Source organism: Acinetobacter sp. YH12040 (assembly GCF_013420005.1).
Taxonomy (GTDB): domain Bacteria; phylum Pseudomonadota; class Gammaproteobacteria; order Pseudomonadales; family Moraxellaceae; genus Acinetobacter; species Acinetobacter amyesii.
The window spans coordinates 43546-59338 of the sequence record NZ_VOZB01000012.1 but is presented as its reverse complement, the minus strand read 5'-3'; the positions used below and the strand labels follow the sequence as shown (position 1 = coordinate 59338).

Sequence of the window (15793 nt, the reverse complement as noted above, 5' to 3'; positions counted from 1 at the left end):
CACACACTCCAAATTTTTATACACAGTCATTTTTATCCAATGCAAACGTTGCAGTTGGATCAATTAATCTTTGCCATAGCTTGCAAACGACCACTCGGGTATCGTGCCAATCGTCAGCTGAAACTTGCATGGATTGATTCGCAAGCGCTAAACGGTGGCTCTCGGCTCGTTCACGGAGATAAGCTTGAATCAATGCTGTCGCATCGGCGCTGGATAAGCAATCCGTTCTTGCGGCATCCTCAAGGATTCGTACGTTGTCAGAGTAATGGGCGAGATCGGGATTCGACCCACTCCATGCTAATACTGCATACTGTGCCATAAATTCGATGTCAACGATACCACCTGCATCTTGTTTTAAATGAAAAATTCCATCTTTTTGCTGCTCTTTAGAAGAACCTAGATGGTCTTTCATTTTTTGGCGCATTTTTAGCACTTCTGCACGAACATTGTTCTCATCGCGTGGCTGAGTCAAAATATTGCAGCGCAAGTTTTCAATTTCAATCCGTAAACTGTGTTCACCTGCAATCGTTCTGGCACGTACTAAAGCTTGATGCTCCCAGACCCAAGCATTTTTATGTTGATATTGCTCAAAGGCTTTTAAGCTGGTCACCAATAAACCCGCCTCTCCCGAAGGTCGTAAACGTGTATCCACCTCATACACTCGACCATCTAGGGTTTGCGTGGTCATTAAGGACATAAATTTTTGTGCCACCCGCATGGCAAATTCAAAGCCACTAATTGGTTTCTGTCCATCGGTATCGGCTTGTTCGTCCATATAGTGAATAAACACCAAATCCAAGTCCGAACCATAACCCAGCTCAATGCCACCCACCTTGCCATAGCCAATTACCGCGAAAGCCGTGTGATCAATCGAACAACGCTGCCCTTCTGCATCAATTGGATAGCCATGTTTTTTGGCAACAATTTGATATGCCAAATGCAAGGTTGCATTCACAGACACTTCAGCAATATCGGTCAATGCATCCGATACTTTCATCAATGGGCTTTCAGCCAAAACATCACTAGCAGCTACTGCTAAGACATTGGATTTTTTAAATAATCGAAGAACACGCATCTGATCTTCAACTTGATCAATTTCAATTCGAAGCAGTTGTTGACGTAGAGAGTCTTCTAAATCTTTACGCTTTGGCAGCTCAAAATCCATCGATAAAAACTCATCCAACAGCACGGGATAATGCGTCAATTCTTCGCAGATCCACGGACTCACTGTTGCCATTTTCACTAATCGTTGTAATGCCCCTTTGCTCTCAATCAGCATCACCAAATAGACCGTACGGCGCAGCACCGACTCCACCAGAGGCATGAGACGTAGTAAAGCCACCTGAGGTTTATCTGACTGTAATATCGCTTCAATGAGATGTGGCCAAAAAGTTTTTAAACGCTGTACTGCTTTGGCAGGTAATTTTTTCAGCGCATGCCCATACCAAAATTCGTGAATTAAATTTTTGGCATCATCATCTAAAACATCATTTAACTGTGCTTCTAAATGACTAAAGCTTTCCAATAACGGATCGGGTTCTTTTTCTTTAATAAGATGTTCAAACTGGTAAATGACTTTGGCACGTTTCTGATTGAGCACATTCAAAAAGTCATCCCAAGATGCAAAACCTAAAGTATCTAAAATGCGCTGGCGGGGTTCAGGCTCATGGGGCAACGATTGGGTTTGCTGATCATTTAGCGCTTGTATCGCATGTTCAATACGACGTAAAAATAAATACGCATCTTCTAAATCAGCAACCGCGGTATTTTCTAATAATCCAACTTCACCTAAATGATGCAGACTCACTAAACATTGACGGTCTTGCAACTCGAGTTTTGAACCGCCATAGATGAGCTGAAAGACTTGAACAATAAACTCAACTTCACGAATTCCGCCTGCACCGAGTTTAATATCATCTTCGATATTACGACGTAGCACTTCACGTTCGATCATGGCCTTCATTTCACGCATGGCTTCGAAAGCGGTGTAATCGACATATTTACGGAAGACGAAAGGTCGGGTCATTTCCAGTAACTCGGCGCCTTCTTTACCGCCCGTGACGATACGTGCCTTAATCCAGGCATAGCGCTCCCATTCGCGTCCATGCTGGCTTAAATATTTTTCTAATGCCGCATGACTGATTGCCAAGGCAGAACCATCACCCCATGGGCGAAGGCGCATATCTACACGGAAGACAAAACCATCTGCGGTAATATGGTCAAGCAGGTAAATTAATTTTTGTCCCCACAAAATACAGAACTGCTGTACATCAATACATTTTCGACCATTGGTTTCGCCCTGTTCATCAAAGGCAAAAATAAGATCAATATCACTTGAAAGATTAAGTTCCTGTGCACCAAGTTTTCCCATGGCAACCACAATTAGGTCTTGAACTTCCCCCTTATAGCCTAGCGGTTCGCCATATTTCGCAATCAACGGATTCCGCGCAAAATCTTTTGCCGCACAGATGGACGCATCGGCAAAGTCTGAAAGCTCTCGCGTTAAGGTGACGACATCGGTGAGTTGATTGGCATCTTGCCAAATCCAACGAAACATCAGACGTGCGCGCAGCACACGAATTGCACGCATCCAACTATTTTCATCTTGGATATCGGCAAGGCTGCTTACGACAAAATGTTGAATTTGTGCTGTACTGAGCGAGGTTTGAAACTGATCAATTGCATAGTCTTGTTCTAAACTGGCCTGATGGATTCCGAGCACCTGTTCAGCATATTGACTGGCACGTAATGTTTTCTGCAATTGCTCCGTATTCATTTCACAAACCCTAGCGTGATTTTTTTCTAGTTATAACAGTTGATAACGCTTAGGGAAAAGTATTTTTAGGCTTTTATACCAATAGATGCGCATTAAAGTTCACTTAAGGTCGCATCTTTCTATGCACTGCTGCTCTCGGTACTTAGGGTTTGATGCAGGCTCGTCGCCTGTGGCAACCAGACTTTAAATTGTGTGCCTTCACCTTCTTTCGAATTCACCACAATTTCACCCTGATTTAAGTCCACAAAACGTTTACAAAGGACTAAACCCAACCCCGTACCACGTTCTCCTGCCGTACCTTTAATACTAACCGTCAGTTTTTGCTGAAATAAATCATCAATCTGAGCTTGGGTCATCCCCAATCCAGTATCTTGAATAGTGAATACAACCCGTTCTCCATCTCGATCGGCTGAAATCGTCACCACACCTCTACCATCGGTATGGGTAAATTTCAATGCGTTTGACACCAAGTTTTGCATCACTGATGTGATCATATTGATATCTGCATTGACTTTAATGCCTTCAGGCACGGCATTGATCAGTCGAATATTTTTCTTCACAGCCAAGCTATTTAAGACATCACTGACGATTTTTGCAGACTGATGTAAATCAAAATTAATCGGGTGATAAACAAAGCGACCACCTTCTGCCATAGCCCAGTTTAATAAGCTTTCTAAAAGGTTATACGTCGACTGTGTGGTGTCATACAAATAGTCTGCAATATTTTGCACACTCGAATCATCTAAGGTATTGCGTTCCTGCGCCAAAACTTCAGAAAAACCTAATAGACCATGAAAAGGTGCTCTTAAATCATGCGCAATAATTTGGAAAAATTTAGTCTTACTAAAATTCAGTGCCGACTGCTGTTCATAGGCTTCTTTTAATTCGGCATTTTCAACACGAAGTTGAATAATATTGACTAGACTTTGTACAAATTCTTCAACGATCTTTAATTGTTTGGCTTCAAATGCAGTGACTTGATCATCGAATAAAATCACTTTACCGATAGATTCTTGATCATATTTTAAATCGAAAGCGACTAAACGCTGATGCCCTAATCCAAGTTCTTGCATATAGTCGGAATAAGCTTGGTAATTTTCAGCGTCTCGGTCTATACGAGAATGTTCAGCAAAAAACTGATCTAGACGATCATCATCAGCTTCGGCCATAAAGGCCTTAAATATGTGCTCTGACGCATACCATATATAAGGTTCATTTTTAAATGCGAGGACAGCATTATCGACTTGCACAATACCACGCGCGAACTTTAAAAATTCTGCAATGCGGTTGTCGTCGGTATAAACCCCCATCAATAAAGACAAACGACAGGCAGTTAATAATTCGGTTTGTGTACCAATATCCAGTAAACGTAAAGCCATCCCGTTGCTCTCCTCAGGGTTTATCTTAAAGATAAAAACCAACTGTTATGTTCAAGATTAATAGCAAAAATAGCCCAAACACTCAATAACAAAACCCAACAAAAAGACAAACATCATTTACGAATGCGCTATTTAATCGAACTTTCATCCAATTAGAAAATAAAAATATCTATAAAGAACATCATATTAAATGCAATACAAAAATTAAAACAATAAAATTAGAAACTTAAATTAATTTAAATTTTATTGACTGTTTATTTTAAATCGTACTTTTCGCGTTTTATTCAAACTAAAAACATGACCAAAAGAAATATTCATTTACATAAGACCTAAAAAACTGGGTTTAATTTTCTTTAAATACATCACAAAAAATAGTGAGTTTTATGACTATTCTAGGACCAGATTACTCATCAGGATGCTCGTTTCAGTCAGCTACACTAAATGAATCTATTTTTAAGTTTTTCTATTAGACTAATTTATTAGTTTTTATCAGTTGTGTGTGTCATTTGAGCGTTAAACCATACCTGCTCGCTTTTACTTTATTAAACTGAGCTAAACATTCGTTTCATGCTTCTACTGCACATGAACTCATTCACCCAAATGACTGAAGCTGAAAAAGTGCCATGCCTTATTCATCAGATATATAAGTTATCGCATAAACATTCCACGAGCGTTCAAAGTCAAACGGAGCATCAAACTCACGTCGTTCTTTAATAAAGTCCCCAATCCTGACTAATTTTCGAACTTCCGCACCAAATCTACACCTAAAAGTTAAGGCATTCGGTTTGACCTATCAAACGCTTTGCTTTACAACTAAAACTTGAACGAGCCATAAAGAACAGATCAGCCCCCAAAAAATGATATAAATTTAATTGTTCAATAGCTTTAAGCTATGAATAACAAGCTTTCAATATTTCCCTTCTCGGTTTTGCGCTAAAATTGGGCGTCAAACTGCACTTCTTTTGTATCATTTTTCTACGAAATGACCACATCACAGGATCTTGCGTTGACTGAAAAGCAATGAACCCCGATACTTTCATAGTTTTATTTAAGCAAATCGGTTCATAGAGGCGAGCCACAAGCTCGGACCTCAAAGACACAATCTAAAGCAAGGGGCTATATATGGCTGGTGGAAAGTCAACTATCATCTACACACTGACCGACGAGGCGCCATTATTGGCGACTTACTCTCTGCTGCCGATCATTGAAACCTTTACTAAACCTGCTGGCGTTGAAATCGTTAAACGCGATATCTCAGTTGCAGCACGTGTACTCGCTGAATTTTCAGACTACCTAAGCGAAGAACAAAAGGTGCCAAATAACTTGGCAGAGCTTGGACAATTAACCCAAGATCCAAGCACAAACATTATCAAACTTCCGAACATCAGTGCTTCAGTTGGCCAATTAACTGCTTGCATTAAAGAATTACAGTCTAAAGGTTTTGCAGTTCCGAACTACCCAGAAAACCCAGCGACTGAGGAAGAAAAAGAAATCAAGGCGCGTTATAGCAAATGCCTAGGTTCTGCTGTAAACCCTGTACTTCGTGAAGGTAACTCTGACCGTCGTGCGCCTACTGCAGTAAAAAATTACGCGAAGAAACATCCGCACTCTATGAGCGAATGGAAACAGTGGTCACAAACTCACGTTTCTCACATGGACGAAGGTGACTTCTACCACGGCGAAAAGTCTATGACTTTAGACCGCGCTCGCAATGTAAAAATGGAATTGATCACGAAGTCTGGTGAAACTGTTGTTCTTAAGCCAAAAGTTGCGCTTCAAGAAGGCGAAATCATCGACTCAATGTTCATGAGCAAAAAAGCACTTTGCGACTTCTATGAAAAAGAATTAGATGATTGTAAAGAAGCAGGCATTTTGTTCTCTCTACACGTAAAAGCGACCATGATGAAGGTGTCTCACCCAATCGTTTTCGGTCACTGTGTGAAGATTTACTACAAAGATGCATTCGAAAAACACGGCAAATTGTTTGATGAGTTAGGTATTAACATCAACAACGGTATGTCTGGTCTTTACGAAAAAATTGAAACTCTTCCGACTTCTCTTCGTGAAGAAATCATTGCTGACTTACATGCTTGCCAAGAACACCGTCCTGCACTTGCAATGGTTGATTCTGCAAAAGGCATCACTAACTTCCACTCACCTAATGACGTAATTGTAGATGCATCTATGCCTGCAATGATCCGTGGTGGCGGTAAAATGTGGGGTGCTGACGGCAAACAGTACGACTGTAAAGCTGTAATGCCTGAATCTACTTTCGCGCGTATCTACCAAGAAATGATCAATTTCTGTAAATGGAATGGTAACTTTGACCCACGCACTATGGGTACAGTTCCTAACGTTGGTCTGATGGCGCAAAAAGCGGAAGAATACGGTTCACACGACAAGACTTTCGAAATTCCTGAAGCTGGTGTTGCCAACATCACGGATCTGGAAACTGGTGAAGTGTTGATGTCACAAAACGTGGAAGAAGGCGATATCTGGCGTATGTGCCAAGTGAAAGACGCTCCAATCCGTGACTGGGTGAAACTTGCTGTGACTCGTGCACGCAACTCAGGAATGCCTGCGATCTTCTGGCTTGACCCGTACCGTCCACACGAAAACGAACTCATCAAGAAAGTTCAAACTTACTTGAAAGAGCACGACACTACTGGTTTAGACATTCAAATCATGTCTCAAGTACGTGCTATGCGTTATACACTTGAACGTGTTGCTCGTGGCCTAGATACAATTTCTGTAACTGGTAACATCCTACGTGACTACCTAACAGACTTATTCCCGATTATGGAATTGGGTACTTCTGCGAAAATGCTTTCTATCGTGCCTTTAATGGCAGGTGGCGGCATGTACGAAACTGGTGCCGGTGGTTCTGCTCCTAAACACGTACAACAGCTTGTTGAAGAAAACCACTTACGTTGGGATTCTTTAGGTGAGTTCTTGGCTCTTGCGGTTTCTCTAGAAGAAATGGGCATTAAAGAAGACAACGCGAAAGCAAAACTTCTTGCGAAGACACTTGATGCTGCGACTGGTAAATTGCTTGACAACGACAAGTCTCCATCACGCCGTACAGGTGAACTGGACAACCGTGGCAGCCACTTCTACCTGGCTAAATTCTGGGCTGAAGAACTTGCTGCGCAAGACGAAGATGCAGAGCTTAAAGCGAAATTCGCTCCTCTTGCTCAAGCACTTGCTGAAAACGAAGAAAAAATCGTTGCAGAACTTGCTGAAGTTCAAGGTAAAGCCGCGGACATCGGTGGTTACTACGCTGTAGATACAGCAAAAGTAAATGCTGTAATGCGTCCAAGCGCAACTTTGAATGCTGCTCTTGAGGCTGCTCAATAAGTTGATGCAAAACTAACTTAAGTTAGTGATGTAAAAAAACCAGCGCTTCGGCGCTGGTTTTTTTACAGTTATAACTTATTACTTTTAAACAAAAAACAAAGAAATCGAATTACCTAATCCTTAGCGCAAAGCATAAGTAAGAATAAAGAGATCAAGTAATATGAATGACTTAATCAATAATAATTGGTTTGTAAGCATTGTAACTGGCCTAATTGTCACAGGCATTCCTAAAGTTTTTAACTTTATAAAACACCATTTAGATAAAAAAGGGAAAATCGGTAGATGCATTAGGAAATCAAATCTTAAGACCCTACTATATGTAAGAAAGACTCTAAAAGATGAAGTTAAAATTAACCGGGAAGTTATCAAGTACTATGCATATCTGATGATTTTTCTTTTAAGTATGATGGCATATTTTTGGTTAATCGTCGGTCTTAGCATCCTTTCTGAGAATTTTAGATTATATGCAACCAATCATAATTTAGCTTATATATTACTTGTGGTAATTACTGCGTCCCCAATTTATATCTTTGAAATTCTTTATCTCAATCAAAAAGATCTTATTGATAAAATCTTTAAATTTAGAAACTCCAAGTAATAGATAAAGCCTAATAAATTAGGCTTTCGAAATTTTACCCAACACCATTAGTATCTTATTTTTAATTTCCTTCAGGCAATAAAAAACCCCAAGTCTTAATAAGCTTGGGGTCTTTTAGAATTTTGGTCCCGAGGGTCGGACTCGAACCGACACATCATCTCTGATAGTGGATTTTGAATCCACCGCGTCTACCAATTTCACCACCTCGGGAAGGTGTTGGAACGTATAATAAACTGTTTCAAAAACTTGTCAACGCATGATGTTCTCATTTGATTAAAAATAAACCGTATAAGAATTTTTAGATGGATAATCCATCAATTTCAGCGTTAAAACCCAAAAAAGCTTATACTAAGCCAAATTTCATTATCCCCTTTTCAGATTTCTTAACATGCAACTTTCTGACTTTAACTTCAATCTCCCCGACGAACTCATTGCCCGCTATCCGCTTGAAACACGTAGTGCATCACGCCTGCTCCATCTCGATCTCAATGGTGAATATCACGACCATCATTTCACTGACATTTTAGACTTGCTCAATGAAGGTGACTTATTGGTACTAAACGATACCAAAGTGATGAAAGCCCGCTTAAAAGGCAAACGAGCAACTGGCGGTGCAGTTGAAGTCTTAGTTGAACGTATTCTTGACCCAAAAACCGCACATTGCCACATTAAAGCCAGTAATACGCCTAAAGAAGGTGCAGAATTATTTATTGGTCCAGACGAAGTTAAAGTGACCGTTCAAGGCCGTCATGAAAACTTATTTGTTGTGGAATTTTCACAGCCTATTTTACAAGTTTTAGATTTATACGGCGCATTACCGATTCCGCCTTACTTTAACCGTGAAGCAGAAGCGATTGATACCGAACGTTACCAAACTGTTTTTAACGATCCGACCAAATTGGCTTCAGTTGCAGCACCAACAGCAAGCTTACATTTTGATGAAGCGCTACTCAAAAAATTGGCGGACAAAGGCATAAATAAAACCTTTGTTACCTTGCATGTGGGTGCAGGTACATTCTTACCCGTACGTACCAATGACATTGAAAATCACATCATGCACAGTGAGTGGTGTGACGTATCAGAAGAATCTATGGCTTTAATCCGTGAGACAAAAGCACGTGGCAATAAAGTTATTGCTGTCGGTACTACAGCGACTCGTGCGACTGAAAGTGCCGCTCAAGCCAATGGCGGCGAACTCAAGGGTTGGACTGGTGATACACAAATCTTTATCTACCCGGGTTATGAGTTCAAAGTAGTCGATCGTTTAATTACCAACTTCCATTTACCAGAATCTACCTTGCTCATGTTAGTGTCAGCGTTGTCCAGTCGAGATAATATTTTGAATGCCTATCACCATGCCGTCGAAAGCCAATATCGCTTCTTTAGTTATGGTGATGCGATGTTAATTGATAATATTAACCACAAATAAAATTACGCCGAAATCATCCCTATGCCGATCGATTCTGTAAAGCACTCCATCCATATTCGTCGAAAAAAGAATGCTGTGGTTTTTCAGAATATCGCTCGGCTCTGGGATATAGGCCGAAACGCCAAAACACACCAAGAGCTCCTCGATGGACTGCATCCATGGAATGCTCCCATTACACTCAAATTTGAAAATTTACTCCCCCTAGCTTTAGCCGCACTGGGTATCGGATTCATGCTGTTTATTGTAATTCAGCCCGATCATGGCTGGGCACAGCTCTGCTTTGCTGCGGGGTTGGCCATGGTGTTCTGGGCTTATATTAGCTATGAAAAAGATGACCCGCTCGAAGATGTTATTGCGTTTTTGGAAACCGAATGCATCGCAAAAAAATACCAACTGGCTTTTAACCGACAGCCTCAATACATTTCAATGCCGCTGAATAATCTACAATTTATTGGCAATCTTAAACGTATGTTCCCCGTATTTAAGCAAGGCAGCCTTTCGAATGATATTCAGACCTTCGCGAGCACCGTTTGGGAAGATGAAAATCAGCAACAGCATCAAGTCATGGTCTTTCATTATCACTATGTGAATGAACTGAAAGTACGTGACAAAGACGGTGATGAAGTCACGGTTAAAGAAATTCATAAAGACTTGTGGGGCGTATTTGTTTTTGATATTGGCATCCATGGACTTGCCGTATCTGCAACAGGCAAAAACTTTGGCTATCCCTATAGTTTTCCTTGGCACAGCAGCGACATTCAAACCAATCAAAAATTAAAGTTTTATGGCAATAACCAAATGGAAATCGCTAAATTGCTCAGCCCGGGCTTTGTCCTTCGACTAGCGGATTTTTTTCAAAACCGTGAAGGTGATCTGCTATTTCATCCGAGCCACCGCATAATGTGCTATCTTGGCTCTACAGATTTATTTAAAGTCAGTAGTAAAGCAAAACGAATTCAGGATGTTTCGGCATTGCGTGGACATCTCAGAACCTTTAAATTAAATGCTTTAGAAAATTTGAAAAACGACTTAGCGCAGTTTTTAAAATAGATTTCATACAATAATGTTTTAAATTACGACCTTTTATCTTGAGGATAAAATTTTATGGGGCTTTTGATCTTTGTTTTAATCATCATTGCATTGGTGATTGGTGCAATCATGATTCGCAACAACATTGTCCGACATCACAATGCAACCATTCGTGCATGGTCAGATGTAGCTAGCTATGAACGTCAAAAAATCAAAATTTTAGATGGATTACAGCCTTTGGTTGAGCAATATTCCAATTTTGAACAAGGGACTTTGGCAAAAGTCACTGAACTCCGTCAAAATATTATGAATTTGAACGTCAATAGTACCGATGTCAGCCAATTACAGCGTATCGAAGCATTGAATCAAGATTTAATGCGCAGCCTGAATGTTGTGGTTGAAAACTACCCAGAGCTCAAAGCCAATGATATTTATCTGAAAATGATGAATGAAATTGAAGAACAAAACGAAAATGTCGGTGCGGCGATTACTATTTTTAACCGCAACGTCGAGTTGTTCAACAACCACATTCAAGTGTTTCCTAACAATATTATTAATACGCTATTGCTGAGTAAAAAAGCGGTTCGCCCTTTCCGCGATCAAGCTGCCAGCCAAAATTTTGATTATCGTCCGAACTTTTAAGTTCGGGCTTTAGTGCACAAAAGTAAAAAAATAATGATGAGGTGATCAAGCACCTCCAAAACCAGAAAGAAAAATAAAATATGCAAAATCAAATTAATGCACTGAAAAATGTGCTGATTCAGGCGTTTTTCAAACTCTATGAGCAGCACCAAGACGACCATATTTACGCATGTACGTTGGTGTTCAATTCCTATTTATCCATGGACTATATCGCTGTCTCTACGCAGCGTAGTGTTTTTGCCGAAGATGAAGATTCTGCTCAATATCTTGCAGCGCATGATCGATGGAATGTGTCGAAATGGCGCTATCGTAGCCTACCGTCTTTAAGTCAAGACTTGTCGCAGTTCAAACTGACATCTGTAAATGAAGTGGGTCTTTTAGACCTTGATCCATCTTCGATCGAAAGCTCAATGAAGTCTGAGTCAACTAACCATCTTTCAATCTTGCTCAATGCCATACAACAAACAAAAGTCGACTTGGCTCAGTCCTATGGCATTGAATTGGACAATATTCTGTTTTTTATCACGGTGCCTACACAGCCCGAAATAGAGATTTATTCAGCTCAGCTTTTAAATACTCCAAGTACACAACTTGACGATTTTCTCAAATCCAAACAACCACTCAAGCTCGACAGCTTACCCAAGCGTATGAAGCTGTCTCAGTATGATAAAGACCTGCTGATTGATTTGGCTCAAATCGTTGAAATACAACCTTATAACTATTTACATGTAGCCAATGAAGTCTATCTTTTAAGCTTAGAAAAAAGCTATGCAACCACGAATCCCTATATTCAAAAACTCATTGACAGCATCGTGGCCATGACATCGGACCCGAAAGGTACATTTGCGATGGAAAAAGAAGAAATTTTACAGCGGATTAACCAGTTCTATTTTAATGCCAAGAGTTCAGATGAAGCCTTGTCACAAGAAGCGATCTATAAATTTACAGACTTAACACCCGACAAAGCTAGCGTTTAACCGCAGAATCAAGGAAAATAGAGCACTTTTAGCACTCTTACCATCAGCGAACTGTTTTTTCGCCTTGATCTGGACCTTGTATGAAGTTTGAAAAATTGGCGCAATCGGGCCGTGCTCGTCGCGGCCGTTTAACCCTTGAACATGGTGTTGTTGAAACACCTATGTTCATGCCTGTCGGTACTTACGGTACTGTAAAAGGCATGCTCCCACGTGACATTAAAGAAATTAAATCCCAAGTTATTTTGGGCAATACCTTCCATTTATATCTACGTCCAGGCCTAGATGTTATTCGTGAACATGGTGGCTTACACCAATTCATGAAATGGAATAACCCGATTTTGACAGATTCAGGCGGTTTCCAAGTCTTCAGCCTTGGCGCTATGCGCAAAATTAAAGAAGAGGGCGTGACTTTCCGCTCTCCGATTGATGGCTCTAAAGTCTTTTTATCTCCTGAAATTTCGATGGATATTCAGCACACACTGAATTCAGACATCGTGATGATTTTTGATGAATGTACGCCTTATCCTGCGACACATGAAGAAGCGCAAAAATCATTGCAGCTTTCATTACGTTGGGCGAAACGTTGTAAGACTCAACATCATGACGTGCTGAAAAACCGTAATGCCCTGTTTGGTATTATCCAAGGCGGCATGTACGAAGATTTACGTGATGAATCTTTAAATGGTCTGAAAGAAATTGATTTTGATGGTTATGCCATTGGCGGCTTGTCTGTTGGCGAACCTAAAGAAGAAATGATCAAAGTATTGGATTATCTTCCAGAGAAAATGCCTGCGGATAAACCACGTTACTTGATGGGAGTCGGTAAACCAGAAGATATCGTAGAAGCGGTTCGTCGCGGTGTCGATATGTTTGACTGTGTAATGCCAACACGAAATGCACGTAATGGTCATTATTTTGTGACTGATGGTTTAGTGCGTATTCGCAATGCCAAATATCGTCATGATCAAAGTCCGCTTGACCCACATTGCGACTGTTATACCTGTACAAACTTCACCAAATCTTATCTCTTCCATCTTGAGAAATGCGGCGAAATGCTCGGTTCGATGCTCGGTACTATTCATAACTTACGTTATTACCTACGTCTGACTGAAGCGATGCGTGATGCTCTCGATCATGGCACTTTTGATGAGTTTGTTGAAGACTTTTATCGTCGTCGCGGCATGGAAGTGCCACCTTGTCCTCAAGATTAATTCTTTCAGCATTTGCGCTGAAGAAAAAGACAAGGTAAATTGCTGAACAAGTCCAATTTATTTATCAAAGTATTGATAACCAGTTTTTTTAGTTTAGGAAAATGAAATGAGCCTTTTTATTTCTACTGCTCACGCGGCAGGTGAAGCTGCACAGCAACCAAGCATGATGGCAAACCTGTTGATGATTGCGGTATTTGTCGCAATCTTCTACTTCTTGATCTGGCGCCCTCAATCAAAACGTGCAAAAGAACATCGTGCACTAATTGAAAGCCTAGGTGTTGGTAGTGAAGTTGTTTTTGCGGGCGGTTTAATGGGTAAAATCACAAAAATCGAAGGTGATTTTGCAGTTGTTGAACTGAACCGTGGCGTAGAAGTAAAAGTACAACGCGCAAGTGTGATTTCAGTTCTGCCTGAAGGCACTCTAAATAACCTTTAATCAAAAAATAAGTCGTGCACCCGCACGGCTTTTTTCATTTTAAGAAGAAAACGAATGCGTTACCCAGCATGGAAATATCTACTGATTCTAGTGGTACTAGTCATCAGTACATTATATGCCCTGCCAAGTTTGTATCCTGATGAACCTGCTGTTCAAATTTCAGGTGCCAAAGCCGGTACCCAGATTGACCAAAGCATCGTACAAAAAGCAGAGCAGATTTTAAAATCTGAAAATATTGCCAGCCATGACAATAGCTTCACCAATAATGCCGCTTTATTACGTGTTGATTCGAGCGAACAACAATTAAAAGCGAAAGAAGCACTGCGTCGTGGGCTCGGTGAAAATTATGTCGTCGCACTGAACCTTGCGCCTACTACGCCAGAATGGCTACAAAAAATTGGTGCTAAACCAATGAAGCTGGGTCTGGATTTACGTGGTGGTGTACATTTCCTACTCGAAGTGGATATGGATAAAGCCATTTCACAACGTATGGAAACGTCTGCGGCTGACTTACGTCGCCAACTTCGTGACAATAAATTAAAATTCAATAGCTTATCTTTGAACAACAACACCATTACGATGCAATTTGCAAATAATGATGACCGTTCTGCAGCTATGGATTTCCTTCGTCGTAACGGCAATGAATATACTCAACAAGCGGTTGCAACAACTGAAGGTTCGACTCTTCGTCTAAGCTACACAGATACACGTAAACAAGAAATTCAGTCTTATGCTGTCAACCAAAACTTAACAACTTTACGTAACCGTATTAACGAGTTAGGTGTAGCGGAAGCATTGGTGCAAACTCAAGGTAGCAACCGTATTGTGGTTGAATTACCGGGTGTACAAGATACTGCTGAAGCAAAACGTGTACTTGGTCGTACTGCAAACCTTGAGTTCCGCTTAGTTTCTGACTTAAATGATCAATATATCGATCCTTACACAGGTCAAGCAAAAGGCTCATTACCGCCAGGTACAGAAGCATTTGCTTATGAATCTTTGGACAGCGGTCGTCAATTATTGCTTAACCGTAACCGTATCTTAACAGGTGAACGTGTACAAAATGCGTCATCAGGTTTTAGCCAAGATACAGGTGGTGCTGAAGTAAATATTACTTTGGATACTGCGGGCGGTAAGTTGATGTCTGAAGCCACTCGTAATGCTGTAGGCAAACGAATGGCAGTTTTGTTCATCGAGAACAAACAAAAAATTAGTTATGTTGCAGATCCTACAACAGGCACACAAACTGAAGTTCGTACACCTTATACCGAATCTGTGGTCATCAATGCGGCAACGATTCAAGCCGTATTGGGTTCTCAGTTCCGTATTACTGGTCTGGATTCACCTCAAGAAGCGTCTGAACTTGCATTGATGCTACGTGCAGGTGCATTGGCAGCGCCAATGTACTTCGTGGAAGAACGTGTGATTGGTCCGAGTCTCGGTCAAGAAAACATCGATAAAGGCGTATTATCAACTCAAATCGGTTTCTTATTGGTTGCGATTTGGATGGTGGTCTTCTTCCGTGTGTTCGGCTTGATTGCCAACTTTGCACTCGTGGTTAACCTTGCCATGATTTTAACCATCATGTCTTGGATTGGCGCGTCCCTCACCCTTCCGGGTATTGCAGGTATCGTGATTACCATTGGTATGGCGGTCGACGCCAACGTACTGATCTGTGAGCGGATACGAGAAGAAATTAAATGGGGTGCCTCGCCGAAACAGGCGATTGTTGCGGGTTATGATCGTGCGTATAACACCATCTTTGACTCCAACTTAACCACATTCTTGGTTGCTTTCATTCTGTTTGCAATTGGTACAGGCCCGATTAAAGGCTTCGCGGTTACCCTAATGATTGGTATTGTGTGCTCGATGTTCACAGCGATTACCGTGACACGTGCAATCGTACAAATCATTTATGGTAAAAAACGTAACCTGAAGAAGTTGAGCATTTAGGAGATC

Annotated in this window: 11 protein-coding genes and 1 tRNA gene; 9 read left to right on the top strand and 3 right to left on the bottom strand. The window is 40.9% G+C overall.

Annotated features, from left to right (window positions below):
* Positions 1–16: 16 nt before the first annotated feature.
* The gene (gene glnE / locus FTT99_RS13290) at positions 17–2776 is read right to left on the bottom strand and encodes a bifunctional [glutamate--ammonia ligase]-adenylyl-L-tyrosine phosphorylase/[glutamate--ammonia-ligase] adenylyltransferase (RefSeq protein WP_180130931.1); all 2760 of its coding nucleotides are present in this window, start codon (positions 2774–2776) and stop codon (positions 17–19) included.
* Positions 2777–2895: 119 nt separating this feature from the next.
* Positions 2896–4155, bottom strand: coding sequence for a sensor histidine kinase KdpD (locus FTT99_RS13285; protein ID WP_180130928.1), 1260 nt, complete (start codon positions 4153–4155; stop codon positions 2896–2898).
* 1122 nt (positions 4156–5277) lie between these two features.
* On the opposite strand from FTT99_RS13285, the gene FTT99_RS13280 reads away from it, so the two are divergent.
* Positions 5278–7512, top strand: coding sequence for an NADP-dependent isocitrate dehydrogenase (locus tag FTT99_RS13280; RefSeq protein ID WP_180130925.1), 2235 nt, complete (start codon positions 5278–5280; stop codon positions 7510–7512).
* Between the two features lie 160 nt (positions 7513–7672).
* On the top strand, positions 7673–8110 hold the full coding sequence (locus FTT99_RS13275; RefSeq protein WP_180130922.1) for a hypothetical protein: 438 nt from the start codon (positions 7673–7675) through the stop codon (positions 8108–8110).
* A 123-nt stretch (positions 8111–8233) separates the two neighbouring features.
* On the opposite strand, the gene FTT99_RS13270 is transcribed toward FTT99_RS13275, so the two are convergent.
* Positions 8234–8320 (bottom strand) — tRNA-Leu (locus tag FTT99_RS13270).
* A gap of 178 nt (positions 8321–8498) precedes the next feature.
* Here FTT99_RS13270 and queA point away from each other — a divergent pair.
* The 7 genes from queA (at position 8499) to secD (ending at position 15787) form a co-directional block, all read left to right on the top strand.
* The gene (gene queA, locus FTT99_RS13265; protein ID WP_180130919.1) at positions 8499–9539 is read left to right on the top strand and encodes a tRNA preQ1(34) S-adenosylmethionine ribosyltransferase-isomerase QueA; all 1041 of its coding nucleotides are present in this window, start codon (positions 8499–8501) and stop codon (positions 9537–9539) included.
* 21 nt (positions 9540–9560) lie between these two features.
* The gene (locus FTT99_RS13260; RefSeq protein WP_180130916.1) at positions 9561–10589 is read left to right on the top strand and encodes a hypothetical protein; all 1029 of its coding nucleotides are present in this window, start codon (positions 9561–9563) and stop codon (positions 10587–10589) included.
* Between the two features lie 54 nt (positions 10590–10643).
* Positions 10644–11210 (top strand): LemA family protein, encoded by a 567-nt coding sequence (locus tag FTT99_RS13255; protein ID WP_078191268.1) that lies wholly within the window; start codon positions 10644–10646, stop codon positions 11208–11210.
* Between the two features lie 80 nt (positions 11211–11290).
* A complete protein-coding gene (locus tag FTT99_RS13250) occupies positions 11291–12187 on the top strand; it encodes a DUF4303 domain-containing protein (RefSeq protein WP_180130913.1) in 897 nt (298 codons plus the stop codon).
* A gap of 80 nt (positions 12188–12267) precedes the next feature.
* Entirely contained in the window at positions 12268–13398 is a 1131-nt protein-coding gene (tgt, locus tag FTT99_RS13245) for a tRNA guanosine(34) transglycosylase Tgt (RefSeq protein WP_078194179.1), read from the top strand.
* A 106-nt stretch (positions 13399–13504) separates the two neighbouring features.
* On the top strand, positions 13505–13834 hold the full coding sequence (yajC, locus tag FTT99_RS13240; protein ID WP_078191271.1) for a preprotein translocase subunit YajC: 330 nt from the start codon (positions 13505–13507) through the stop codon (positions 13832–13834).
* A 54-nt stretch (positions 13835–13888) separates the two neighbouring features.
* Positions 13889–15787: a protein translocase subunit SecD gene (secD, locus tag FTT99_RS13235; RefSeq protein ID WP_078194180.1), complete on the top strand. Its 1899-nt coding sequence runs from the start codon at positions 13889–13891 to the stop codon at positions 15785–15787.
* Positions 15788–15793 lie beyond the last annotated feature (6 nt).